This window comes from Dyadobacter sp. NIV53, assembly GCF_019711195.1.
In the GTDB taxonomy this organism is placed as follows: domain Bacteria; phylum Bacteroidota; class Bacteroidia; order Cytophagales; family Spirosomataceae; genus Dyadobacter.
The window spans coordinates 2,756,469-2,782,585 of sequence record NZ_CP081299.1 but is presented as its reverse complement, the minus strand read 5'-3'; the positions used below and the strand labels follow the sequence as shown (position 1 = coordinate 2,782,585).

Genomic DNA, 26,117 nt, shown 5'->3' with positions numbered 1-26,117 from the left:
TTAAAAAGAGGAACAGAAATGAATTCTGCTCCTCTTTTTAAATATTTTTTATTTCTGGTAATCTATCAGAAGAATTTAGCGCGGCGATCTTCAATCTTGGCATTTTCGCGAATTGCTTCATTCACAAGATAAGACATACGGCTTTCCAATGATTGGGTAAGCTGTGTTTTGTATTGTGTATAATCTGCAATTTTTGGAGCATCTGTTTTATTGATCAGTTCCATAATGAACACGCCATTTTCACCGGTGAACACACCTGATTTCTGCCCGGCTTTCAGTCCGAATGCTTTTCCAAGTGCAATAGGATCAAAACCAGCGCTTGTTAAAAATCCTGTTGCCAGAGAAATATCAGAAGCGGATTCCACAAGTGCACCTGCACCATATTTTTTAGCAATTGTTTCCAGATCGCCCGTTGCGCCTTTCAGTTTAGCGGTAATTTGTTCCGATTTCAACTGGTTACGTACTTTGGTAGTCAGCTCATCACGGAAGTCTTCCACTTTTACATCATCTTGATCAGATTTGCCCGTTAAAGCGGCAACGATATATTGTTCCTCAGTTTCAAAAACCTGGGATACATTGTCAATTTTAGTATCGTCTTTAAATGCCCAGCGAACAATTTCACGGCCATTCTGAATCGCATTAATATTAGTAGCCGTTTCAGGGATACGGTTTGCGGTAGCAACAACCAAAGCTTTGTTTTTCTTCACTGCTTCGTCAAACTGTTCTTTTGTTTTGACAGAATTAGCGAATTCGTCTGCTTTACGATAAGCCTCATCACGGGTTGTCTGGCTTGGAGCAATGGTTTTTCCAATTGCAGCAATGTGATATAAAGTATTAGATTTCGTAGCCGTTACCTTAATGATGTGGAATCCAAACTGGCTTTCTACCAATCTTGGGATCAGGCCTGGTGCTGTCGCAGAGAAAACCGCTTCTTCAAAAGGTTTAACCATGGCGCCATTGTTCTGGAAATAACCCAGGTCTCCGCCACGTTGTGCTGAACCTGGATCCGCGCTCGACGTAGCAGCCAGAGCTTCGAAATTCGCACCTGCTTTTATTTGTGCCAGTATTGCTTCTGCTTTTACACGTGCAGTTGCTTTGGCAGAATCCGACTGGTTTTCGGCACGGATTAAAATATGGCTTGCTTTTGCTGATGCAACTGTATCTGTTCTTGTTCCACCGTATTTGTAAATGTAATAAGTATTGCCTTCGCGGTACGGACCATAAACACCACCTGGTACAAAAGTCTTAACAGCTTCTTTCAACTGGTCAGACATGTTGGCATAAGACATGTTAATTGGTAGCGGAATATCAGAATTCATGCTGGCAAAAGAAGAATCATTTGTAGCAGTGGCCAATCCGCGTGCAAGTTCTTTAATTTCAGTGTAGAGTGCAGCACTGTCGTCTTTTGCTGGCTGAACCGGGAATGTTACGTATTCAATTGAACGCGTGTCAGTTCCTTTGTATTCCTGACGGTGTGCGCTCAGATATTTTTCAAGTTCAGAATCCGTTACTTTTATTGTAGTATCTACAATAGAAAAGTAGGGAACATATAAATAACGTAAAGAGGCTTTTGCAGTTTGGGCAATGTATTCTTTTTCAGCCTGTGCTTTTGGAGTGTAGGTAGAAAACTTTAGCAGATTTTCATATTTACTTCTCGTACGTTCTTCACGAAGGCTTTTCTCAAAATTTTCCCACGATTTTTGTTGTTCGATGGGTAATGTTTTAAGATTTTTTAAATAGTTAACAACAGCATTTTTATCAAATTTGCCAGTAGTTGGATCAGAAAATGCCTGTAAAATAGAAGGGCTGATATGGTTACCCTGTACCATGTCTATCAGTTCGTCATCAGAAACGGTAAGGCCCAGGTCATCAAATTGTTTTTTGTAAGCAATGTCAACAACGAACTGGTTCCAGGCCTGATCACGCAAAGAAGCGAGTTCATTTTCGTTCAGGCTGCGGCCGGACTGAGCTTCATAATTTTGTTTAAAACCATCGACCCGACTTTGGAAGTCTTTGATATTGATTTCTTTACCGGCTATTTCGCCCACAACCTGATTGTTGCCTCCTCCAAGCATGGAATTGGGACCCATCAGGTCTCCTCCTACCATAAAGAGTATTAGACTGATAGCAATTACCGTAACTGCCACCCCGGATTTCTCTCTGATTTTTGTAATTAAAGCCATTTTCTCTTTTCAAATTAGTGCGCAAAATAAAATCTTTTCTGCGTGGAATGCAAGGACTTAGAAATCTATTCTGAATTCATTTCGTGAATTTCAAATATTTCTTCATTCAGAGCTTTTAACTTTTAACTTTTAAAGTTGCATATATCAGTGTAAATGTTTCAGATTAAAAGCGTAAAAGATGGCCATAAAAATACTTAAAAACATACCGGTTGCTGATGTTACCAAGCCAAGCCAGCCACCAATTAAAAACAGTGGAGCAAGGAAAGCCAGCGCTATTCCACCCAGATACAGGTAATATCCTTTTTTCTGCAGGTTCCACATCAGGTAAGCCGCGTATATGGAAAATGTCTCAAAAATGAGCATAATGATAGAGCCGATTACAATGGCATCAGGAGTAGTTTGTTGTTTCAGTGATCCAAAAAAGTCATTCATTATCTTCTTTTCTGCAACGTTGGCTTTCCTGTCAATATCAGCATGTGCTTCTTCATACCTTTTTAAGTTGTTTTCGGCCGTAATGCCCGGGTTCCATAAACTTTCGGACTGGCTCCACAAACCGGATATTGAACTCATAAATGTGAGAAGGCACAAAAAGGTAAGAAATGCAGGACGTATAATTGGTTCACTCATTGATGGTATCCGGACAAAATGTGGTTTTTAAAAACAGGGCGCAAAAGTTGTAGTTTTACAGCGAAAGACCAAGTGCATTTGAATATTCTTCTCAGGGAATATACATTTGTTACATTAGTACAATAAAAATTGCAATTTAAAACAAACCAAAGCCTGATTAATATGAGCCTGCAAATACTTACTGACCGCGTGACCAGCATGCTTGGAACTGACAGCGGACTGGATGCTACTGTTAAATTCAAAACCGAAGAAGGAAATGTATTCATAAATAGTAAAGTCGTTCCTAACACGGTATCTAACGAAGATCTCGATGCAGATTGTACATTTGAAGTTTCTACTAAAAATGCATTGAAACTTATTGATGGTGACCTGAACGCCATGATGGCCTATATGTCGGGCAAACTTAAAATCGACGGAGATATGGGAGTTGCCATGAAAATCGCTAAAACTTTCGGGGGACAATAATACAAATCAGAAATTGCATCAAATTTTTCTATTTTTTTATTAATATTATTTCCGGGAATAGTAGTAATTGAAACTATTGATTCTTTTTGTTTATATAGCGGATTATTGTCTCTTTGAGCATTCTGCTGCATGGGAACATCACATTAATTTGTTTTTAAAACTTAAATGATCAAAAGGTGGAAAATCAACAAACTGATTCAAAAATTGAAATAAAACGCAGGCATTTCCTGAAAGCCGGTGTATTGGCTGCCGGAAGTTTTATGATTGTGCCGCGACATGTTCTTGGCAAAGGATTTATTGCTCCGAGTGATAAGTTAAATATTGCTGCTGTCGGGTGTGGAGGTAAGGCAGATTATAATATCCGGCAGGCATATAATAATGGTACCGACAATTTTGTGGCCTTATGTGATGTGGATGACCGGCAGTCTGAAAAGTATCGAAAGCAATTTCCTCAGGCGCCGTATTACAAGGATTACCGGAAAATGCTTGAAAAGGAAGCGAAAAACATTGATGCTGTTATTGTGACAACACCAGATCACATGCATTACCCGATCGCTATTGCCTGCATGGAATTAGGAAAACATGTATATCTTGAAAAACCGTTAACAAAAGATATTTGGGAAGCCAGAAAACTGACTGAAGCTGCCAAAAAATATAAGGTAGTAACACAAATGGGCAATCAGGGAAGCAGTACTGACGGAACCAGGCAAACAGAAGCTATTGTACAGTCCGGAGTGTTAGGGGATGTCCATACCATTGAAGTCTGGACAAACCGGCCCGTTTGGCCACAGGGTGTAAAGTCGCCTAAGGACAAAGGTGAGTCTCAGCCGGTTCCAGCCGGTGTCGACTGGGATCTTTGGCTTGGAACTGCTCCGAAACGTGATTATCACGAAGCCTATATGCCTTTCCGCTGGAGAGGTTACTGGGATTTTGGGACTGGCGCACTGGGAGATATGGCCTGCCATTTGATGGATGTGCCTTACCGCGCTATGAAACTTGGATATCCTACGTCTGTCGAATGCAGTGTAGGTTCTGTATATTCTGATTTTTTTAAAGAAGCCTTTTTTGATGATGTTTGTCCGCCATCAACTTCAATTCATTTAAAATTTCCTTCCAAAACTAAAAATGGCGGTGAAATTAGTTTTTCGTGGTATGATGGCGGTATCCGTCCCAAATTACCGGATGGCTGTGATTATAAGACTGTATTTGACCCGACAGATGGTGGAATGCTGTTTATTGGAACGAAGGGAATTTTAAGTGCTGAAATGTTTGGCAATAACCCGAGATTATGGCCTGAAAAAAACTTTCAGAATGTAAAACCCGCTGCTCCGACCAGGCCATTGGTACAGGGAAGCAGCGAAGGGCATCAGCAGCAATTTGTACAGGCTTGCAAGAAAGGCCATGGAACTTATACAAGTTCGGCATTTGAAGAATCCGGGCCTTTTACTGAAACAGTCCTAATGGGAAACCTGGCTGTAAGATCATTTCTTTATCGTGAAAGTAAAGCAGACGGAAAAGGATTTAATTTCCCCGGCAGACAAAAGTTGCTATGGGATGGAGCTAATATGAAAATTACAAATTTTGATATGGCTAACCAGTTTGTAAAAAGAGAGTACCGGACCGGCTGGTGAAAGAATTAGACTTTCCAAAACCAGGTGTCTCCGCCTCTAAGACTTGGAAAGTCTTACAATAGAGAAGTCAAGTCTTGGTGACTTGACTTCTCCTTAAAAATCTTATAAAATTATAATTCCAATTCCCTTAAATACATCTGGATCGTATTCTCCAAACCCAGATACAGCGCATCAGAAATCAAGGCATGGCCAATGGAAACTTCATCCATCCAGGGAATGCATTGTTTCAAAAAATGGAGATTATCCAGACTCAGATCGTGGCCGGCATTGATACCAAGCCCAATTTCCCTGGCTTTTTCTGCTGCCTTAACAAACGGGATAACGGCTTTTTGCCTGTTCTCGAAATATTGGGCTGCATAAGGTTCGGTGTAAAGTTCAATACGATCCGCACCACAGATTTTGGCACCTTCTACCATCTCTTCGTCTGCATCTACAAAAACTGAAACACGGATGGATGCTTTTTTAAATTCCTGTATTAATTCGGTTAGCTCACTCCGGTTTTTTACCGTGTCCCAGCCAGCATTGGACGTAATGGCCAGCAACGTATCCGGAACCAATGTCACCTGCTCTGGTTTTGTGGCGAGTACAAGATCTATAAATTTACGTTCAGACGGGTTTCCTTCAATATTAAATTCAGTTGTCACAACTTCTTTCAGATCATACACATCCTGATAGCGTATATGCCGTTCATCCGGACGAGGATGCACCGTTATTCCCTGAGCACCAAAACGTTCGCAATCCAATGCCACTTTAAGTACATTCGGATTATCCCCGCCGCGTGAATTGCGAAGGGTTGCTATTTTATTGATGTTTACACTGAGACGAGTCATAATGGAATCTTGCATGTTAAGTGAAGGAATAATAGAATTCAGGACTAATGCCGTAGTTACTCGTCTATTTATAACGATTCGTGTAACTTTGTGCCTTTGAACACAAATTTAGCATTTACGTGTTCTAAATTCACTTATTCATTCATTTAATCATTAATATATGTCACTTAAAAGTCAGGTTGAATCAGGTATAAAAGATGCCATGCGCGCAAAAGAGGTTGATACATTACGTGCTTTACGGTCTATCAAATCCCTGATATTACTCGAAGAAACTAAGCCAGGCAATACCGGAGGAGAACTATCTGCTGATGAAGAATTGAAACTGCTGACCAAAGCTGCAAAGCAACGCAGAGAATCGGCAGACATATACAAAACCCAAGGACGTGCAGATCTGCTTCAGGTAGAAGAAGCTGAATTGGCAATCATTGAACAATTCCTGCCTAAACAATTATCAGAAGAAGAAATTAAAGTAAAAGTCCAGGAAATCATCACCCGTATTGGAGCAAGCGGACCTTCTGATATGGGAAAAGTAATGGGCGTTGCTACAAAGGAATTGGCCGGAAAAGCCGACGGACGTGTTGTTTCTACATTAGTTAAGAGTTTATTGGCATGAAATTATTGGATGTTCTCATCCTTCTTCCTCTGCTTTGGGGGGCAATGCATGGCTACCGGAAAGGATTGCTGATCGAGATAATCGGAATTGCAGGACTTGTGGTAGCCATGATTTTGGGTTTTAAGTTTTTGGGCCTGGGAATGGAGATACTGACTCCTTACGTCAGCGATCATATGGCAAAGCGAATTCTGCCCTATGTCGGTTTTTCTGCCGTGTTTTTTCCTACTATTTTTCTGCTCAATCAATTTGGGTACAGGATACGAAGATCATTGAGATATTCCATTTTAGGCACTTTTGATAGTTTTGCCGGTGCTTTGGTAGGCGTTTTTACGTGGGTATTTGGTATCAGCGTTTTCTTTTGGTTAGTGAATATGATTGGTGTAAAAATACCTGCTCACCGTACAGATGGTACTTACATATATCCGTTGGTTGTCCCCATTGCACCAACGGTTATTACAAAAGCACTTCAATTAATGCCAAAAGGGACAGAACTGATCCGTGAATGGAAAAAGGATTACATGGATGATGTTTAAATACGGTATTTACAGGTCAAAAGTTAGAGAAGTCAACTTTCAAAAAGTTGACTTCTCTTGAAGACCACCACGTTTAACCCACGAATTGAACTTTCGGTTTATTGGACGGGTTAACGAATCAATAGTTGATTTTCAGTACCTTTGCAGCAACTAGTGAAAGAAATAATGACCGGATTACAGGAAAAACAAGATATAAGGAAGTTGAGTGTTGAACAGCTTAAAGGCTGGATGACTGAAAATGGTGAAAAAGCTTTTCGTGCCAAACAGATCTACGAATGGATTTGGAAAAAATCTGCAAATTCATTTTCAGAAATGACAAACCTGTCTCTGGCAACCAGGCAACTAATTGATAATCATTTTGTGATCCATTCCATGGATGTTGCCAGGCAGCAGCAAAGCAACGATGGAACTGTAAAATCGGCATTCCGGCTTTTTGACGGAAATCTGGTAGAAGGTGTATTAATTCCTGCTGCCGACCGTATGACCGCCTGCGTAAGCAGCCAGGTTGGCTGTTCGCTGACCTGCAAGTTTTGTGCAACCGGTTATATGGATCGTAAGCGGAATCTGGAAGCAGGTGAAATTTATGATCAGGTTGTAGCAATTGCCAGGCAGGCAGAGGCAAGCTTTAAGGCACCATTGACTAATATCGTATACATGGGAATGGGTGAGCCGCTTTTAAATTATGCCAATGTCCTTAAATCAATTGAACATATTACTTCTCCGGAAGGCCTGAATATGTCTCCAAAACGTATAACGGTTTCAACAGCCGGCATTGCAAAAATGATTAAAAAGCTGGGTGATGATGAAGTCCGTTTCAGGCTTGCACTTTCTTTGCATGCAGCCAATGATGTAAAGAGGAATCAGATCATGCCTATTAATGAATCTAATTCACTTGATAACCTGGCCGAGGCACTGAATTATTTTTACAAAAAAACAGGCAACCGGATTACCTTTGAATACATTGTTTTCAATAATTTCAATGATACTTTGCAGGATGCAAAAGAATTATGGGAATTTACCAAACGTGTACCCGCAAGAGTGAATATCATTGAATACAATCCAATTGCAGAAGCAGATTTTACTAATACAGATGCCGACAGGCTGGATAAATTCGCCGCCTTTTTAGAGGATCGGGGTGTATCAGTCCATGTTCGCAGAAGCCGTGGAAAGGATATTGATGCTGCTTGCGGACAATTGGCTAACAAGGAAGTAGCTTAGAATTTGTATTACTCAATTGAGCCATCTAAATTATCGGATTGTTAAGATCATTTCAAATTAACAATTTGGTAACATTGTATATCTAAACAATCAGTAGTTTTGCCCGGAAATTTATTCTTCGGGTTAGCGTCTTTCCGAGTAACAATTGATTTATAAACTTTCAGCTTTTTCTTTATAAAGTAAACTTATACGCAATTTATGTTTGGTCTTGAAACCGACATCTTCCTTCTCCTCGCTTTCAGTATTTTAGCTGCTTGTGCATTTGAGTTCGTTAATGGTTTTCACGATACAGCCAACGCTGTCGCAACCGTTATTTACACCAATTCCTTAAAACCTAATGTTGCAGTAATCTGGTCCGGGCTTTTCAATTTCCTGGGTGTATTTTTTGGGGGAATTGCCGTAGCGATGGGCATTGTAAATCTCTTGCCGGTTGAAATGCTGATCGATCAGAACGTTTATCACAGTGTCGCCATGATATTTGCGTTGCTTTTCAGTGCCATAATCTGGAATTTAGGAACCTGGTACTTTGGGCTTCCGAGTTCAAGTTCGCATACGCTGATTGGGTCAATTCTGGGTGTAGGATTAGCATTCACGTTCATGCCTGAAAATACGCATGGCGCAGGTGTAAACTGGTCCAAAGCTGAGGAGCTTTTCACATCGTTGCTTACTTCACCGATATTTGGGTTTGCCCTGGCAATTATTATCATGTTCATTTTACGCAGGGCCTTTTCCAAACCTTTACGTGATATCATTTTTAGTGAACCAAAGAAAAATCAGCCGCCTCCGATATGGATCAGGGCAATTTTGATTACAACGTGTACGCTGGTTAGCTTTTTTCACGGTTCCAATGATGGCCAAAAAGGCGTAGGACTTGTTATGCTTATATTGATTGGAATCGTTCCCGGGTATTTTGCTTTGGACAACAGCATTGATCCTTTTGAAATGAAGGCTGATCTTGCCCGTATTGAACAGACTACAAGCAGGATTGACTCCTTGAAACTGTCTGCCTCTGACAGGGAAAAACTGCGCTCCATACATTCGGAAATTGCTTTTTTAAATACTGAAATAAGCAAACCGCTAACAGACCATAAACTTGCTCAGAAAGACAGAATGAGCGCTCGCCGTTCTTTATTACTGATCAGCAGAAATACAAAAACGATTCTTGACAATGGTGATGCCACACTAAATACGGAGGACAAAGCATACTTGAAAATGCAGTCAGCCAGTGAAACCGGCATCAGACGTTACACCGATTATGCCCCGGATTGGGTAATACTAATGATTTCATTATCACTCGGATTAGGAACCATGGTAGGGTGGAAGCGGATCGTAATTACGATCGGAGAAAAGATTGGTAAACAGCATCTTACTTATGCACAGGGAGCTTCGGCAGAGCTGGTTGCAGCTAGTACAATTGGTGTTTCATCCTATCTTGGACTGCCTGTAAGTACCACACATGTATTGTCTTCCGGTATTGCAGGAGCAATGGTTGCCAGTAAAGGTGTAAAAAACTTACAAGCTGGTACGATCAGAAATATTGTGATTGCCTGGGTACTTACTTTGCCCGTGACCATGTTATTATCCGGTACTATATATGTTTTTTTTCGCTGGATATTCTAGGAAAAAGAGACACAAAGTTACACAGAGAAAAGGGGAGAGCCACAGAGATTTATTATTCTCAGTGGCTCTCTTTTTTTCGCTGTATAGCTCTGTGTAATCTCTATACCTCCCTTTTTCTCCTTCATTTGGAATGGAAAGTTTTTTAAAACGGTTATTATCGTAAATTCGGCATGGATTTTTAAGAATTACTAAAAGCCAATTATTCGCCATAATGACAACGATTGAAGAACAAGTAAGCCGTTACGGGTATGTTACCGAAGCAATAGCAGATGATATCGATCTGATCTCAGAAATAAACCGATTAAAAAAAGAAAAAAACGCCGTCATCCTTGCGCATTATTATGTAGATGCAGCTATTCAGGATCTGGCTGATTATATAGGAGATAGCCTTGGATTGTCACAACAGGCTGCCGCTACAGAAGCTGATATGATCATCTTTTGCGGCGTACACTTTATGGGAGAAACTGCCAAAGTGTTAAGTCCCAATAAGAAAGTAGTAATTCCAGATCTTAACGCCGGATGTTCCCTTGCAGATTCTGCTCCTGCTGATAAATTTGCTGCCTTTAAGGCACAATATCCCGACCATATCGTGATTAGTTATATCAATTGCTCAGCTGAGATCAAAGCTTTGACTGATATAGTTTGCACATCTTCAAATGCATTACAGATAGTAAACGGTCTGCCAAAAGACCAGAAAATTATATTTGCTCCGGATGCAAATCTGGGTAGGTATGTAGCGCATAAAACGGGGCGTGAAATGGTTTTGTGGGACGGTGCTTGTATTGTACATATTGACATTTCCAGAGAAAAATTAAAAGAGCTGAGAGAAGAACATCCTGATGCGCTATTAATAGCACATCCTGAATGTAAAGAGGATATTTTGATGCAATCCGACTTTGTTAGTTCAACAACCGGGTTATTGAAATTTGTGAAAGAATCCCCGCATGATAAATTTATCGTGGCAACTGAGGCGGGAATTTTGCACAAAATGAAGCAATCGGTGCCAGATAAAAAACTGATTCCGGCACCTGGTTCTGATAATAATACCTGCGCTTGTTCTGAATGTCCGTATATGAAAATGAATACATTGGAAAAAGTTTACAAAGCATTGTTATACGAGCAACCTGAAATTTTTGTACCGGAAGATATCCGTTTAAAAGCATACGAATCCGTGGCCAGAATGCTTGAACTAAGCAAAGGAATCTAGAATTAATATTAAGAGCAAAGACCAGGCCAACAATACGGTTCAGTATAAAAACCAAATCAAAAGCCAGCCTGAAAGGCTCTAATATCTCAGCCCAGGGCAACGCCCTGGAAAAACGGAAAAACGGAAAAACGGAAAAACGGAAAAACGGAAAAACGAATGAACCATTATTTGTAGAACCCAATTTTAAGCCCAAAGCCCAAAGCCCAAAGCCCAAAGCCCAAAGCCCAAAGCCCAAAGCCCAAAGCCCAAAGCCGAAAGCCGAAAAAAACATTCAATAACCCCTAAATTCATAAAATGCCTCAATTTGATTTCCTGATTATTGGTTCCGGTATAGCCGGACTTAGTTATGCCGCCAAACTTGCGAGGCATTTTGAGAATGCAGAACGAGAGATTTCGATAGCCGTAATAACCAAAGTTCAGGCGGACGAAACGAATACAAAATATGCACAAGGCGGAATTGCGGTTGTCTGGGCAGAATCAGATTCTTTTGAAAAGCACATTCAGGATACAATGGATGCCGGCGATGAAGTAAATAAAAGGAATATCGTAGAAATCGTTGTAAAAGAAGCTCCTGAACGGATTCAGGAATTGATTGACTATGGAACCCGTTTCGATAAGGAATCAGGCGGAGAATACGATCTGGCCAAGGAAGGCGGACATTCCGATCACCGGATACTGCATTTCAAAGATATTACAGGTGCTGAGATTGAGCGTGCGCTTTTAGAGGAAGTAAACAGGCACAAGAGCATTCAGATATTTACCCATTATTATGCAGTAGAATTAATCACACAGCACCATCTGGGTGCAACTGTATACCGTTACCAGGAAGATATCAAATGTTTTGGTGCCTATGTGCTAAACCGGAGAACCGGAGAAGTTGAAAAATTTACTGCCAAAACGACCATGCTTGCCACTGGCGGAATTGGTAATATTTATCAGAGTACGACCAATCCTACCATTGCGACCGGCGATGGAATTGCAATGGCTTACCGTGCCAAAGGTATTTGTGATAACATGGAATTCATACAATTCCATCCTACCAGTTTTTATCTTCCCGGGAAAAAACCTTCATTTCTTATCTCAGAAGCTGTTCGTGGTTTTGGCGGTATTCTGAAACGTGCTGATGGCAGTACCTTCATGGAATTGTATGATGACAGACTTTCTTTAGCTCCCCGTGATATTGTCGCACGGGCAATTGACTCTGAAATGAAGAAGAACGGTGTAGATCATGTTTATCTGGACGTACGCCATTGTGATTATGAAAAATTCCTGGAACACTTCCCCAACATTACACAGTACTGTCTTGATGCAGGAATTGATGTGAGAACCGATATGATACCTGTTGTACCGGCGCAGCATTACATGTGCGGCGGTATTAGGGTAAACGAATGGGGAAAAACCAATATTAACTTTCTTTATGCAGTAGGAGAATGTGCATGTACAGGATTACATGGGTCTAACAGGCTTGCTTCCAATTCATTACTGGAAGCAGTAGTTTTTGGACACCGAGCCTATGAAAGTACATTGTCAAGTTTTGATGAATCTTTTACACCGGACAATATTCCGGAGTGGGATGATTCCGGCACTACACATCCGGAAGAAAATGTATTGGTGACCGAAATGACGCGCGAGCTTAACAGTATTATGTCTAATTATGTGGGTATTGTGCGCACCGACCGAAGGATGAAACGGGCTTATGATCGTTTGCAGTTATTGCATCAGGAGCATGAAGATTTATACCGTGAGTCCAAAGTATCCGTTGCTATTTGTGAACTCAGAAATATGATCTCTGTATCTTACCTGATCATCAAAATGGCTATGGCAAGGCGGGAAAACATTGGGTTGCATTATAATGCGGATCATGTGAAAGCATAAGACTTTCCAGGTTTCAGAGACTGGGAAACTTAGACCTGGAAAGTCTGCCGGATATTCATTTAGCCGCAATTGTATTCCTGTCTTTTCTGGTAATTACTTTCTGCCATACGTTTTCACCTATTTTCTTGCCCAGATGCGTTCCCTCTTCAACACCATCGCGATAATGAATACCGCCATAAACACGGCTTATTGATGCATCCCAGTAAGCATCTTCCAAGGATTTGAACGACTTAACTCCGTGTCCGTATTTCTTTTCAGTTGAATCGGTAAAAGCTACATTTTTGCCTATCAAATGTTCCAGCACCACACCACAGGCAGCTGAAATAGTACTGTGTCCGCTTACATATTCAGGAAAAGCGGGTGTCTCCAGAAATGGCCGCCAGTTCGGATCCCAATTGTTATTGATAACCGTTTCCGGCCTTATCCTGACACTCCTGTATTTTTCGTCCCAGCATGATAAAAAGCCATCATACAATGACAATGCACCCAGCGTATAGGCCTCAGTAGATTTTACCAGATCCAGTTTTTTATCCAGCGCCAGCGTACGTATAATGGCAAGCCAATGTCCGGGCGGAGTCATTTTTTTACTGGCAAACATAGCATGGCCCACCACATTGGTAACAAAAGGATTGTCATCCCAAAAATAGGCAGTTGCCTTTTGCTCTTCAGTAAGATTTTTTCCTATGTTATAAACCTCCATACTCAAGGCCATGAATTTACTGTTTTTTGCCAGGTCATAAGGAGCTGGCGGCGGGCAGCGAAACTGGGTGACCGAATCCAGTGCAAATGGCCTGACCGTATTCCACATAGGTTCACATGCATCAGCGTAAGCCGGTGGCGTAGGTACCCACGTTCCCGGTGCATTGGTAACAGTATACCTATAGCCTCTTATTTCTTTATAATGATCTTTTGAAGCATAAGCCATTACGTGTTTGGCCACTGTATCGCCATAAGCCATCGAACGCTCGTATACGTCCTCAGGAATACCCATTTTTTTGTATTTTTCAAATAATCCTTTTTCATAATCATCCCACATATTACCCGAAAAAGTAAGTGTACGTGCTACGGAAGTAAAAGCTTTTATACTTGCCAGGGGATAGCAATATGCCAGACTTGTATCAGGCCTGGGAGCACCTTTAAATTTCATTAGTTGTCCTCCAAGTGACTGATATTCGGGATAACCTGGTACCAGGGCTTCGTATGCTGCTATGAATGAATAACCATATATCCTGCTTGCAACGGGCGGTTTGAAGATATCATGAATAATTACGTCAGTTAAGTGCGTTGCTGTTTCATGAAATAATTTTGGATCTGAGGCCTTTAAATTATATTCTTCAGAGGAAACATCTTTTTTACAACTAACTGTAAAAAGTGTAATAATGATGAGTGGTAGGATGAATTTCATTACAATATCACTGTTGCCGAAAAGGATGAAAATAAACCGCGAATATAATGAAGAATTTCCGGTTTGAGTTAAACGTCTTTTTTAACTATGCCAAAATTATTCTGTATTTTTTTTAGATCAAAGATTTATTTTCAACTGGAAATCTCAACGTTTTTCTAATGAAAAAGTGTAGTAAAAATGAGTAGTCAAAATCTTAATAACTTCTATTGATAAGTAAATTATGAGTTACAAATTGACTCGAAAATATGCATTGTGTCGTTTTGACATTTATATTCATTGTTATTTTTTCATAATACATTGATTTTTTTCAAGAAGCCTTTTATTTGTTAAATATTTGATATCTTTTTGCATTATCAAACGAGTATAAAAATACATTTGGTACTTATCAAATAATAGATGTGCAGATAACCCATTGGGGATATTTTGGTTCATGTTTTTGAAAAGCGCAATTCACCTTTTACTTTGATTTGAAGATTCACTCAACCTAGCAAAACTTCATTATGACTATAAACATTTACTTTTCAGTTCCTACATTTCGTACTACAAACTATTTAAGTTTCTAGTAACATATTTGCCAGCTCTACGCTTTGTGTTCCCGCAGTTTTAGAGGTTAAAAATTTTACCAATTCTTTTTTTATCTATTTTATTTATTAATCTATGAGAATTTCTACTAGATGGACATATCGCAGCGTACAGCGATATGCATTTTCTCTCTTTCTTTCACTGCTTACTGTTGTCGGAGCATTTGCTCAGGAAACTGTAAAAGGTAAAGTTAAAGATGATCAAAGCACCGGACTTCCTGGTGTAAGTGTAGTTGTAAAAGGGACTACATCAGGTACTGTAACTGATGGAGAAGGATCCTATACAGTTACTGTTCCTGCAAATGCAACACTGGTGTTTTCTTACATCGGTTATCTGACACAGGAAATCACAGTTGGCAACAAGTCATCAGTTGATGTAACACTTTTGTCGGATACTAAGGCTTTGGAAGAGGTTGTGGTTGTGGGGTATGGTACTGCCAAAAAGGCAACATTAACAGGTTCTGTAGTAGCCGTAAAAGGAACAGAACTTGAAAAAGCGCCTTCTGCTAACCTTTCTAATACACTGGGCGGACGTCTTCCGGGTGTTTCCACTGTTCAATCCAGCGGTGAACCTGGTTATGATGGATCTGCAATCCGTATTCGCGGTACCAACTCATTGGGTAACAGCAATGCACTGATCGTTGTGGATGGTGTACCTAACCGTAGTGGTGGTTTGGATCGTCTGAATCCGGCTGATATTGAAAGTATCTCCGTTTTGAAAGATGCAGCGGCTGCAATTTATGGGTCACGTGCTGGTAATGGTGTTATTCTTATCACAACTAAACGTGGTAAATCAGGTAAACCACAGATCTCATATGACATGAATGTTGGTATGAGCCAGCCAACAATAACACCAAAAATGTCTAATGCAGCTGAATATGCAACGATCAGAAACGAATTGCAGATTTATGACAATCTTCCTGCAGCACAGTGGGGCGGAGCATTACAGGGCTTCAACACAGCGGGAACATACAAAAGAACAGACAATTCCGAATTGATAACTGCTGTTTTCCAACCTGGAGATATACAAAAATACAGAGACGGAAGTGATCCTCTGCTTCACCCGAATACAGACTGGTACAGCAAAGTTATCCGTAACTGGGCCCCTCAGCAACGCCATAACTTACAGTTGATGGGTGGCAGTGAGAATATCAATTATCTGGCATCATTGGGTTATATCAACCAGGATGGTAACTATATCAATTCTGCAACAGGTTACAAGCAATATGATATGCGCCTTAACCTGGATACTAAGATCAATAAATATCTTAAAGCTAAATTGGGTATGGCACTTCGTGAGGAGTTTCGTCATTTCCCGAATGGTGGTGGTGCAGGTGATATCTTCCGTATGTTAATGCGTGGAAAACCTACAGAAATTGCAATCTGGCCTGATGGAAGGCCTGGTCCTGATATTGAAAATGGCCAGAATCCGGCTATCATTACTACCAACCAGACTGGTTACAACAATGACAAACGTGATTACATCCAAACCAATGGTACTTTGGAATTTGACGTTCCTGGTGTTCCTGGCCTGAAAGTGATCGGTATGGCGGCAATTGACAAACAAATACGCCGCGGCAAATCATGGGCAAAACCATGGACGTTGTATTATTGGGATAAAACTTCTTACGAAGCGGATGGTGTAACACCTGTTTTGACAGGAGCGACAAGGTCAACTTTCAATGATCCTCGTTTGACTGAAACAACAGCACAGGAATTATCTGTACAGCTGACAGGACAGGTCTCTTACGAAAAAGCATTTGGAGCGCATAATTTTAACGTAATGGCCGGTATCCAGCGTGAAAAAGTGGATGCAGATGGTTTCTTTGCTTACCGCAGATATTTCATTTCTCCTGTTGTCGATCAACTTTTTGCTGGTGGAACTCCTGAGCAAAATATTGGTAATTCAAATTTGATAAATCCAACAGATTTGTACCAACGTGCCCGTCTAAGTTACTTTGGACGTGCTGGTTATAACTATAAGGAAAAATACCTGGCTGAGTTCTTGTGGCGAGTTGATGGTTCTTATATTTTCCCGAAAGATGGCCGTTTCGGATTTTTCCCAGGGGTATCAGCAGGATGGCGTATGTCAGAAGAAGATTTCTGGAAAAACAACATCCGTTTTATGAACAACGTAAAACTTCGTGGTTCATGGGGACAAATGGGAGCTGAACCTTACATCGTTGGAACAGAAAACCTTGCTGAATACCAGTATCTTTCAACAATGAATTTTGGCCAGTATGTAATCAATGATCAGGCTGTTAAAACTTTGCTTGAGTCACGCGTTGCAAATGGTCAGTTTACATGGGAAGTAGCGAACAACTCAAACTTTGGTATTGAAGGTACCTTGTTTAAAGATAAAGTAGCTTTCGAATTTGACTACTTCGTTAATAACCGTTCTAAGATTTTGATCCCAAAAGCGGGCTCAACTCCTTCATCAGCTGGTATTGACGGTAAACTTCCTCCTCAAAACTTGGGAAAACTGCAAAATAAAGGATGGGAATTCAAAGTTAGCTACGATGGCAGCATCAAGGATTTCACATACTCTGTGAGTGTAAATGGTGGATACGCAAGAAACCAGATCAAATACTGGGATGAAACGCCAGGTGCGCCTACTTATCAGCAATCAACTGGTATGCCTTATCAATCATTCCTTGTTTATCAATTTGACGGATCGTTTAAAGACGAAGCTGAAATCAGAGATAATAAGTTAGATTATAGCGCGATTGCTGGTGCTCTGCTTCCTGGCGATATGAAATTTAAAGATGTAAATGGTGATGGTAAAATTACTGCCGATGACCGGTTGCGTACTGAAAAGGTACAACGTCCATGGTTTACAGGTGGTGCTTCTGTGAATCTTGGTTATAAAGCCTTTGACTTATCTGTGTTGTTTCAAGGTGCTGCTGGTGGTTTACAGCTAGTAGGTCTGACAGAATCCGGAGATATTGGTAACTATTTGAAATACGATTTTGACCACAGATGGACCATCGACAATCCTGATACAAGATATCCTCGTTTGACTAACAGAGGTAACAGGTATTACACAAATGTTGATCAGGCTGGTTTTAACAATTACTTCCTGAAAAGCAATAATTACGTACGTGTTAAGAATATCGAGTTGGGTTACAATCTTCCCTCTTCTGTTTGGAATTGCAACAATAAAGAGGACAAAATGTTAAGCCGCAATTTTCTGCATATTTAAAAGTTCTTCAAATTCTTTTGGTGACATGTACCCGAGGGCAGAATGAAGCCTCTTTCTATTATACCAGGTTTCAATATATTCAAATACAATTATTGCTGCCTGGTGTTTATTAATAAAAGTATTTTGGTAAACACATTCTGCTTTTAAGGTCTTAAAAAAACTTTCAGCAACCGCATTATCCCAACAATTTCCTTTTCTGCTCATGCTTCTTATTACCAGTGGGCTTTTGTCCAGCAAACTTTTAAATTCGTTGCAGGCGTATTGAATTCCCCTATCCGAATGGAAAATTAATTCACAGGTTACGCTTCTATTTTTCAGAGCCATTTTCCACGCAGGTATCACAGTATCAATAGCTTTCATTGTTGAACTAAGCGCCCATCCAATTACTCTCCTGTCAGCTAAATCCAGTACTATGGTGAGATATAGCCAACCTTGCGTCGTTTTAATGTATGTGATGTCAGACACCCACGCAGTAGCTATTTTTTCTACTTTAAATTGCCTGTTAAGCTTATTTGCTACAACCGGATATGTATGTTCAGAATCTGTTGTGACACGGAATTTTCTCTTGACAATACTTCTTATTTTTGCTTTCTTCATCAGTCTGGCGACCCTTGGACGGGACACTTTCACCCCCAGTTTGTACAATTCCTGAGTGACCCTGGGGCTTCCGTACGTTTGTTTACTATCCCCATGAATAACAATTATTTTATCGATAAGGGTCTGATTTTCAATAGCTGTATCCGATAGTTTATTGCTCAGCCAAGTATAAAACCTGCTTCTGCTTACCTTAAAAACCATGCACATTTTCTCAATGGGAAATATTTTCCGGTGATCCTTTATGAACCCGAATATTTGCCATCGCTCCTGGAGAAAATGCCTACAGCCTTTTTTAAGATATCTCGTTCAAGTTGTGTGTCGCGGAGTTCTTTCCTTAGCCGGGCCAATTCCTGTTCCGTTTCACTTAAAATCACCTTTCCGTTGCCAGGAAAACTACCGTTTTGTTTCGCAGAAAACTCTCTACGCCAGCGGTATAGCATAGCAGGTGGAACATCCAATTCTTTTGCCAGTGCAGCAAGGTCTGTGCGGCTATTGCTTAGTTCAACGCTCATCAGTTTGAACTCCTTGTCAAATACTCTTCTTTCTCCAGACATAAGTGTTAAGTTATAAAAGTTTCACTTAACTCAATGTCCACTTAAAGGTAGCAAGTCCAGTTGGTCAGAAATTAGGGTTAAATAAATTCAGGGTTTATGTAAATGGATTGAACCTGTTTACTTTCTCTAAAATCAAAATCTGGGATCCTGAATCTACAAGCACAAGTGGACAATACTATCCACAGTCGAGAATTCTTAATGCAGGTATACGTGTAGGATTTTAATTAATTATGAATATGAAATTGAATTATAGAAATATATTACTGATTGCACTGTCGGCCACATTAGGGCTCTCATCCTGCAATACAGACTTCCTGGACGTAACGCCTCCAACTGAAATACCAACTGAGGAAGTATGGAAAGACGGAGCACTCGCAGAAGGTTTTGTTACCGGGATTTATGCCGGTCTTCAGCAGGGAGGTTTTAGTGAACAAATGCTGGCTTCTCTTACCGACGAAGCTGTATTTACCCATACCGGCCGTAGTATTAACACAGTAAATGAAGGAAGTTTAAGCCCTTCCAATCTTGGTTGGGTAGATGATACGTACGGATGGGGAGCTATGTATACCCGCGTCAGATCAGCAAACCAGGCAATAAATAACCTGGCTTCGGCTACTTTTACGGATGAAACTTTGAAAGCGCGTCTGAAAGGTGAGGCGTATTTTTTAAGGGCTTATTACTATCAGCAATTATTACGCTATTATGGCTCTGTACCAATCATCAAAAAGGTGTATGCCTTAAATGAAGATTATTCAGTTGCCCGTAATACTTATGATGAATGTGTAAAGTCAATAATAAACGATGCTGATAGTGCTGCTTTGTTATTAGATGGTAAAACAGCTGTGAAAGGCCGTGCTACAAAAGTTGCTGCGTTAGCTCTTAAATCAAGGGTTTTACTTTATGCAGCAAGTGACCTGCATGATATTCCAACTGCAAAAACGAAATCAGCATTGGTTGCAGGATTTGCTCATCCTGAATTTCTTGGATATTTATCCGGAGACCGTGCTGCCCGCTGGACTGCCGCTCAGGCTGCTGCAAAGGCTGTAATTGACGGAGGTAATGGTGGATACAAATTAGACCTGACTGCTCCTGCAACAGCTGAACAAGGCAGGCTTAATTATATTTCTATTGCAATGGCTGGGTACAGTGCTGACAAAACACTGGATCCGTCAGGAGGTAATGAAATCATTTTTGGTAAGTTTTTTACACCAAGTCTTAATGACGGGAATGAAGGTGGTGCGCGCCAGACTGGGTTAAGAAATGGCCCGAACGGTTATCATAACTGGGCTGGTAATACACCAATCGGTTTACTGGTTGATGATTACGAAATGATGGATGGAACTTCTTTTGCCTGGACAAATCCTGTTCAAAAAGCTGCGCCATATGTTAATCGTGACCCTCGTTTTTATGCAACTGTAATGTATGACGGAGCTCCCTGGAAACCGCGTAACAAAATTTCAGGAAATGTTGACCCTACAAATCAGATACAGACTGGTGCTTACGACCTTCTGGACGATAAAGGGGCCTTGTTTAACCGTAAAGGATTAGATACACGTCAGAGTACAATTGAAGACTGGAACGGAAGCCGTACCGGTTATTACATGCGTAAATTTATTGATCCTAATCCGGATCTTGTTGAAAATACTGACCGTCAGAATATTCCGTGGCCTTTCCTGAGATATACTGAAGCTGTTTTCAATTATATTGAAGCAAGTATTGAATTAGGACAGGAAGCAGTTGCTCTTACATGGTTGAACAAAATTCGTTTCCGTGCTGGTATGCCTGCATCAAAAGCTACTGGTGCAGCTTTAAAAGAAGCTTACCGTCACGAAAGAAGAATTGAAATGGCTTATGAAGAACAGCGTTATCATGATGCACGTCGCTGGATGATTGCAAAAGAAACACTTGGACGTCCATTACAATATGTTAACGTTCTTGGTAAATTCAAAACAGGTAAGTCTATGAAAGAACCGTATCATTTCGATACAACGGTTTACGATTATACTTACACGCCTGTTGAAGAAAAATCTCATGAAAACCGTACATGGGTGGATAAAATGTATTTCCGTCCTTTCAGCCGTAATGAAATTAACAGGAATGCATCATTACTTCAAAATCCTGGTTACGATAACTAGTTTGTCTTTTTATAATGATTAATTTTAAAGAAACTATGTCTTCCATGAAGGCATAGTTTCTTTTTTCTATTATATATACCTGCGTAAGTCCGAAATATGATACGAATAAACGTTCAATATTTTTTGAGCCTGATTATTACAGGAACCTTTATTTTCACTGGCTGTCAGAATTCATCGACTTCTGAAAAAGAAAAGCCTGAAACAGACACGCCTCTGTTTACCCTTTTGACGCCGGAACAAACCAAAGTTGATTTTGCCAATACATTAACGGAAGGACTGAATACCAATGTGCTGATGTATGAATATTTTTATAACGGAGGTGGCGTAGCGGTCGGTGATTTAAACGGTGACGGGCTGGATGACATTTATTTTACAGGTAATATGGTTTCAAACAAACTTTACCTGAATAAAGGAAAAATGGTTTTTGAAGATATTACAGCGGTTTCAAGTGTTGGCGGTAGGGAAAAACCATGGAAAACCGGCGTAACTATGGCGGATGTAAACGGCGATGGCAAACTGGATATTTATGTATGTTACTCAGGAAATGTTTCTCCCGAAAGTTTAAAAGACCAGCTTTTTATCAATAAAGGAAACAACGATAACGGGATTCCTCAATTCGAAGAAATGGCCGGACAATATGGCCTCTCAGCGCCAAGTAACAGTACGCAGGCTGCATTTTTTGATTATGACCGGGATGGCGATCTTGATATGTTTTTGTTAAATCATAATCCCAAAGCATTACCCATACTGGACGAATCCAGCACAGCTGATCTGCTTAAAAAAGATGACCCGATTTGCGGTGTAAGGTTATTTCGTAATGATTTAAAATCAGACGGAACTCCGTTTTTTACTGATGTAACCATCAAGTCGGGAATTCACAGTTCTCCGTTAACTTACGGATTGGGGATAGGAATTGCTGATATCAATCAGGATGGATGGCCGGACATGTACGTTTCCAATGATTATTCGGTTCCTGATTTTTTATATATCAACAACAAAAACGGTACTTTCTCTGACGTAACAGACGCAGGTATCGGCCACACTTCACACTCATCAATGGGCAATGATATTGCTGATTTTAACAACGACGGACTGCCTGATATTTTTACCCTTGATATGTTGCCGGAAGATAACCGCAGACAAAAATTACTGGCTGGACTGGATAATTATGAACTATTTGATTTCAATGTCAAAGTAGGGTTCAGGCATCAGTATATGCGGAACATGCTGCAATTGAATGAAGGGGCAAAAGGGGAAGGGGTAAAGGGTAAAGGGAAACCTGCTTTTTCGGAAATCGGGCAGCTGGCAGGAGTATCTAATACGGACTGGAGCTGGGCGCCTTTGTTTGCTGATTATGACAATGATGGCTGGAAAGACCTTTTTGTAACCAATGGAAATCTGCGTGATTTTACGAATATGGATTTTGTAAAATACATGGGAGATCATTTAAAAAGAAAAGAAGGGCAGGTGAAAAGAGAAGATGTTCTGGAATTGGTATATAAGATGCCCTCTTCCAATATGAAAAATTATTTATTTCAGAATAATAAGAACCTGACTTTTAATAATGTAGCAGAAAATTGGGGTTTGAGCCAGATTTCTAACAGCGGAGGTGCGGCTTATGCTGATCTGGACAATGACGGAGATCTGGATCTGGTCGTTAACAACATCAATATTCCTGCTTTTATTTATCAGAATGAAAGCGATAAATATTTAAAGAATAATTACCTGAAGATCAAAACACAAGGAGATAGTAAAAATACCTTAGGTTTAGGCGCAAGGATTACGATTTATCATAAAGGACAACAGCAATATCTGGAACAAATGCCAACCCGCGGTTACCAATCCAGTGTATCACCGGTTTTACATTTTGGATTGGGAAGGGACAATGCTATTGATTCATTGGTTATAATCTGGCAAAGTGGAAAAAGAGAAAAGATACTCAATCCGAAAACAAACCAGATACTTGCATTATCTGAAAAAAATGCTAAAACCGGGAAGTCATTTACTAAAATTCCCACCCCTGTTTTTACATCCGTACATTCTCCTGTTGCTTTTAAAAGTCCGGTAATTCGAACCAATGATTTTAAACGTCAGCCTTTACTGATCAACCCAATTTCGTTTTCAGGCCCGTGCATGGCCAAGGCCGATGTAAATGGTGATGGGCTGGAAGACGTCTATACCGGTGGTGGCTCTGGCGAAGCGGGGAAACTGTATTTTCAGCAAAAAGGAGGCTCATTTACTACAAAACCTGTTTTGGCTTTTGGTAGTGATAAACAAAGTGACGATACTGATGCTGTATTTTTTGATGCGAACGGAGATGGCTTTACGGACTTGTTTGTAGCGAGTGGTGGATATGCAGCATTTTTGCCCGAAGATCCGCTTTTGCAAAGCCGGTTGTATATCAACGATGGTAAGGGGAATTTTACAAAAAAGACAGATGCATTACCCAAAATGCTGACCAGTGTGAGCTGTGTACGTGTAGCAGATATGAATGGAGACGGAAAACCTGATCTGTTTGCAGGCGGACGCGTAATTCCGGGACGTTATCCTGAAACACCTGAAAGTTATGTTTTGATCAATGACGGAAGAGGGAAATTTAGCAATCAGACGAAGCAGGTTTCTTCTGAAATAGAAAGGATAGGAATGGTTACGGATGCGGCCTGGACGGACTTGAACGGCGATAAAAAACCGGATCTGATCATTGTCGGAGAATGGATGCCAATTACTGTTTTTATCAATACCAATGGAAAACTGTTGAATAGAACGAAAGATTTTTTTGCAAAATCCTATACCGGATGGTGGAACAAAATTTTGCTGGATGACTTAAACGGAGACGGAAAACCGGATCTGGTGGTTGGAAATATGGGCCTGAATACACAATGCAAAGCAAGTGACGCAGAGCCGGCGGAATTAATTTATAAAGATTTTGACGACAACGGAGCTATTGATCCGATCATGAGTTTTTATATTCACGGCAAAAGTTATCCGTATATCACCCGGGACGAACTGCTGGACCAGATGAGCATTATGCGTACGCGCTTTCAGGATTATAAAAGTTATGCGGAAGCAACAGTTAAGGAAATATTTACGCCGGAAGAATTGCAGGGAGCGAAATCTTTAAAAGCCAATTATTTCAAGACGGCCTATTTTGAAAGTGGTGCCAATGGTAAATTTACTGAGAGATCATTACCTCTGGAAGTTCAGGTTTCACCAGCTTATACCATTACCCCGCTGGATTATGACCACGATGGAAATAAGGATTTACTAATATGCGGCAATGTGAGTAAGGCACGTTTAAGATTTGGGAAATATGATGCAAATTATGGCGTATTACTGAAAGGAAACGGCAAAGGAAAATTTGATTATATCCCCCAGTTACAATCCGGTTTTGCACTAAATGGAGACGTTAGAAGTGTGCTTCCAATTGGTAATAAATTATTATTCGGGATCAATCAACAGGAAATAAAAGCATATCAATTGAGTTCAAAATGAAAAGTAAAATCTTTCTTCTTATTATTCTCACCGGAACGCTGTTCAGATGTAAAACGGCTGATCAGAAAATACCGGATATAAGTCCTGAAACAATAGGCAATATTACTGCACACATGACGGACGTAATGGTGCATGACGTTACAAATCCACCTTTGGGTGCCCGTTTTTTTTCGTATGCTTGTCTTGCGGGCTATGAAGTGGTAGCATTAAATGATTCAGCCACAAAAAGTATGGCAGGTGTACTGAATGGTTTTCCAAAGATTGTGAAACCGGATAGTGTTGAAACCTATTCGTATCAGCTTAGTGCTGCATTAGCGATGCTTGAAACAGCCAAAAAAATGCAGCCGTCAGGAAAGGTATTATTGCAAAAATACCAGGATCATCTGATCGACTCCTGTCGCTCCATTGGTTTTAGTAATGACATCATTACAGGATCCGGCAAATATGCACTGGCTGTCAGTAAGCAAATTTTGAAGTATGCCAAAGCAGACAGATATAATCTGATCAGTAATTTTCCGCGTTACGAACCAAAGGAAATAAATGGCAGCTGGTACCCGACTCCTCCGGGATATTTTCCTCCGGTTGAGCCTTATTTTAATACGGTCAGGCCTTTTACACTGGATTCTGCATCTCAGTTTAAACCTGTTCCTCCTATCGCTTTCTCCGAGGATAAAAGCTCTGAATTTTTTAAATTGATGAAGTTGAATTATGATGATAAATCAGGAACGGAACACAAAGTGATTGCTGCATTCTGGGATTGTAATCCATTTGCATTGGACAATAAGGGACATTTACTGGTGGGTATGAAAAAAATATCCCCAGGTTCGCACTGGATGGGAATCACAGATATTGCATGCCGGAAGGGAAAAACAAATTTTGCTAAAACCATGCAGGTAAATACAGCCGTTGCCATTGGTATGATGGACGGATTTATGGCTTGCTGGGATGAAAAATACAGAAGTAACCGGATACGTCCGGAAACGGCGATCCGCAAATACATTGATCCAACCTGGAAACCATTTTTACAAACGCCACCGTTCCCGGAATATCTGAGTGGACATTCAGTAATATCATCGGCTGTGTCTGTTATTCTTACGCATTATTTTGGAGAAAACTTTGCTTATACCGACACAGTGGAAGAGCGTTTTGGCCTGAAAGCCCGCAGTTTCAAATCATTTAATAATGCGGCACAGGAAGCCGCCATTTCCAGGTTTTACGGGGGAATCCATTTCAAAGATGCTATTGACGTTGGGTTTGAGCAAGGGGAAAAAGTGGGAAATTGGGTAGTTGTGAAGCTGTCGGCTGACGGCTCTCAGCCGGCTGTTGCTATCAAATAATTAATAATCAAC

Annotated in this window: 17 protein-coding genes; 12 read left to right on the top strand and 5 right to left on the bottom strand. The window is 40.5% G+C overall.

What is annotated here, in order from left to right; genetic code table 11:
• Window positions 1-65 precede the first annotated feature (65 nt).
• Entirely contained in the window at window positions 66-2,183 is a 2,118-nt protein-coding gene (locus KZC02_RS11210; RefSeq protein WP_221394186.1) for a SurA N-terminal domain-containing protein, read from the bottom strand.
• A 144-nt stretch (window positions 2,184-2,327) separates the two neighbouring features.
• Complete coding sequence (locus tag KZC02_RS11205; protein ID WP_221394185.1) at window positions 2,328-2,753, bottom strand: hypothetical protein; 426 nt, start codon at window positions 2,751-2,753, stop codon at window positions 2,328-2,330.
• A 219-nt stretch (window positions 2,754-2,972) separates the two neighbouring features.
• Between KZC02_RS11205 and KZC02_RS11200 the strand changes: the two genes are divergently transcribed.
• Window positions 2,973-3,275 carry an SCP2 sterol-binding domain-containing protein gene (locus KZC02_RS11200; RefSeq protein ID WP_221394184.1) on the top strand — a complete coding sequence of 101 codons (303 nt, stop codon included), beginning with the start codon at window positions 2,973-2,975 and terminating at the stop codon, window positions 3,273-3,275.
• 260 nt (window positions 3,276-3,535) lie between these two features.
• Window positions 3,536-4,906: a Gfo/Idh/MocA family protein gene (locus KZC02_RS11195; protein WP_221395013.1), complete on the top strand. Its 1,371-nt coding sequence runs from the start codon at window positions 3,536-3,538 to the stop codon at window positions 4,904-4,906.
• A 110-nt stretch (window positions 4,907-5,016) separates the two neighbouring features.
• Here KZC02_RS11195 and KZC02_RS11190 read toward each other — a convergent pair whose 3' ends face one another.
• Window positions 5,017-5,736 (bottom strand): pyridoxine 5'-phosphate synthase, encoded by a 720-nt coding sequence (locus KZC02_RS11190; protein WP_221394183.1) that lies wholly within the window; start codon window positions 5,734-5,736, stop codon window positions 5,017-5,019.
• Between the two features lie 160 nt (window positions 5,737-5,896).
• Between KZC02_RS11190 and KZC02_RS11185 the strand changes: the two genes are divergently transcribed.
• The 6 genes from KZC02_RS11185 to nadB all read left to right on the top strand — a co-directional run bounded on the left by KZC02_RS11185 (window position 5,897) and on the right by nadB (window position 12,802).
• Complete coding sequence (locus KZC02_RS11185; protein ID WP_221394182.1) at window positions 5,897-6,349, top strand: GatB/YqeY domain-containing protein; 453 nt, start codon at window positions 5,897-5,899, stop codon at window positions 6,347-6,349.
• Window positions 6,346-6,882: a CvpA family protein gene (locus KZC02_RS11180; protein WP_221394181.1), complete on the top strand. Its 537-nt coding sequence runs from the start codon at window positions 6,346-6,348 to the stop codon at window positions 6,880-6,882. Before KZC02_RS11185 ends, KZC02_RS11180 begins: the two co-directional genes overlap by 4 nt.
• Window positions 6,883-7,047: 165 nt before the next feature.
• A complete protein-coding gene (rlmN, locus tag KZC02_RS11175) occupies window positions 7,048-8,100 on the top strand; it encodes a 23S rRNA (adenine(2503)-C(2))-methyltransferase RlmN (RefSeq protein WP_221394180.1) in 1,053 nt (350 codons plus the stop codon).
• Window positions 8,101-8,298: 198 nt separating this feature from the next.
• Complete coding sequence (locus KZC02_RS11170; protein WP_221394179.1) at window positions 8,299-9,720, top strand: inorganic phosphate transporter; 1,422 nt, start codon at window positions 8,299-8,301, stop codon at window positions 9,718-9,720.
• Window positions 9,721-9,931: 211 nt separating this feature from the next.
• Window positions 9,932-10,927: a quinolinate synthase NadA gene (gene nadA, locus KZC02_RS11165; RefSeq protein ID WP_221394178.1), complete on the top strand. Its 996-nt coding sequence runs from the start codon at window positions 9,932-9,934 to the stop codon at window positions 10,925-10,927.
• 294 nt (window positions 10,928-11,221) lie between these two features.
• Window positions 11,222-12,802 carry an L-aspartate oxidase gene (gene nadB, locus KZC02_RS11160; RefSeq protein ID WP_221394177.1) on the top strand — a complete coding sequence of 527 codons (1,581 nt, stop codon included), beginning with the start codon at window positions 11,222-11,224 and terminating at the stop codon, window positions 12,800-12,802.
• Between the two features lie 55 nt (window positions 12,803-12,857).
• Here nadB and KZC02_RS11155 read toward each other — a convergent pair whose 3' ends face one another.
• Complete coding sequence (locus KZC02_RS11155) at window positions 12,858-14,207, bottom strand: vanadium-dependent haloperoxidase (protein WP_221394176.1); 1,350 nt, start codon at window positions 14,205-14,207, stop codon at window positions 12,858-12,860.
• A gap of 657 nt (window positions 14,208-14,864) precedes the next feature.
• On the opposite strand from KZC02_RS11155, the gene KZC02_RS11150 reads away from it, so the two are divergent.
• Window positions 14,865-17,990 (top strand): TonB-dependent receptor, encoded by a 3,126-nt coding sequence (locus tag KZC02_RS11150; RefSeq protein WP_221394175.1) that lies wholly within the window; start codon window positions 14,865-14,867, stop codon window positions 17,988-17,990.
• On the opposite strand, the gene KZC02_RS11145 is transcribed toward KZC02_RS11150, so the two are convergent.
• Window positions 17,964-19,141, bottom strand: a protein-coding gene (locus KZC02_RS11145; RefSeq protein ID WP_221389931.1) for an IS3 family transposase whose coding sequence is annotated in 2 segments (ribosomal slippage) — window positions 17,964-18,871 and window positions 18,871-19,141 — 1,179 coding nt in all. Because the reading frame shifts where the segments join, the coding sequence is not laid out codon by codon here. The genes KZC02_RS11150 and KZC02_RS11145 overlap by 27 nt on opposite strands.
• A gap of 236 nt (window positions 19,142-19,377) precedes the next feature.
• On the opposite strand from KZC02_RS11145, the gene KZC02_RS11140 reads away from it, so the two are divergent.
• The 3 genes from KZC02_RS11140 (at window position 19,378) to KZC02_RS11130 (ending at window position 26,105) form a co-directional block, all read left to right on the top strand.
• Window positions 19,378-21,276, top strand: a complete 1,899-nt coding sequence (locus tag KZC02_RS11140; protein ID WP_221394174.1) for a RagB/SusD family nutrient uptake outer membrane protein — start codon at window positions 19,378-19,380, stop codon at window positions 21,274-21,276.
• Between the two features lie 96 nt (window positions 21,277-21,372).
• Window positions 21,373-24,768 carry a VCBS repeat-containing protein gene (locus KZC02_RS11135; protein WP_221394173.1) on the top strand — a complete coding sequence of 1,132 codons (3,396 nt, stop codon included), beginning with the start codon at window positions 21,373-21,375 and terminating at the stop codon, window positions 24,766-24,768.
• Complete coding sequence (locus KZC02_RS11130; RefSeq protein ID WP_221394172.1) at window positions 24,765-26,105, top strand: vanadium-dependent haloperoxidase; 1,341 nt, start codon at window positions 24,765-24,767, stop codon at window positions 26,103-26,105. Before KZC02_RS11135 ends, KZC02_RS11130 begins: the two co-directional genes overlap by 4 nt.
• Window positions 26,106-26,117: the final 12 nt, after the last annotated feature.

What these genes read in the sequence shown, in the direction of transcription:
- KZC02_RS11210 (WP_221394186.1), bottom strand. Translation starts at nt 2,183, where the DNA reads ATGGCTTTAATTACAAAAATCAGAGAGAAATCCGGGGTGGCAGTTACG.
- KZC02_RS11205 (WP_221394185.1), bottom strand. Translation starts at nt 2,753, where the DNA reads ATGAGTTCAATATCCGGTTTGTGGAGCCAGTCCGAAAGTTTATGGAAC.
- KZC02_RS11200 (WP_221394184.1), top strand. Translation starts at nt 2,973, where the DNA reads ATGAGCCTGCAAATACTTACTGACCGCGTGACCAGCATGCTTGGAACT.
- KZC02_RS11195 (WP_221395013.1), top strand. Translation starts at nt 3,536, where the DNA reads ATGATTGTGCCGCGACATGTTCTTGGCAAAGGATTTATTGCTCCGAGT.
- KZC02_RS11190 (WP_221394183.1), bottom strand. Translation starts at nt 5,736, where the DNA reads ATGACTCGTCTCAGTGTAAACATCAATAAAATAGCAACCCTTCGCAAT.
- KZC02_RS11185 (WP_221394182.1), top strand. Translation starts at nt 5,897, where the DNA reads ATGTCACTTAAAAGTCAGGTTGAATCAGGTATAAAAGATGCCATGCGC.
- KZC02_RS11180 (WP_221394181.1), top strand. Translation starts at nt 6,346, where the DNA reads ATGAAATTATTGGATGTTCTCATCCTTCTTCCTCTGCTTTGGGGGGCA.
- rlmN (WP_221394180.1), top strand. Translation starts at nt 7,048, where the DNA reads ATGACCGGATTACAGGAAAAACAAGATATAAGGAAGTTGAGTGTTGAA.
- KZC02_RS11170 (WP_221394179.1), top strand. Translation starts at nt 8,299, where the DNA reads ATGTTTGGTCTTGAAACCGACATCTTCCTTCTCCTCGCTTTCAGTATT.
- nadA (WP_221394178.1), top strand. Translation starts at nt 9,932, where the DNA reads ATGACAACGATTGAAGAACAAGTAAGCCGTTACGGGTATGTTACCGAA.
- nadB (WP_221394177.1), top strand. Translation starts at nt 11,222, where the DNA reads ATGCCTCAATTTGATTTCCTGATTATTGGTTCCGGTATAGCCGGACTT.
- KZC02_RS11155 (WP_221394176.1), bottom strand. Translation starts at nt 14,207, where the DNA reads ATGAAATTCATCCTACCACTCATCATTATTACACTTTTTACAGTTAGT.
- KZC02_RS11150 (WP_221394175.1), top strand. Translation starts at nt 14,865, where the DNA reads ATGAGAATTTCTACTAGATGGACATATCGCAGCGTACAGCGATATGCA.
- KZC02_RS11140 (WP_221394174.1), top strand. Translation starts at nt 19,378, where the DNA reads ATGAAATTGAATTATAGAAATATATTACTGATTGCACTGTCGGCCACA.
- KZC02_RS11135 (WP_221394173.1), top strand. Translation starts at nt 21,373, where the DNA reads ATGATACGAATAAACGTTCAATATTTTTTGAGCCTGATTATTACAGGA.
- KZC02_RS11130 (WP_221394172.1), top strand. Translation starts at nt 24,765, where the DNA reads ATGAAAAGTAAAATCTTTCTTCTTATTATTCTCACCGGAACGCTGTTC.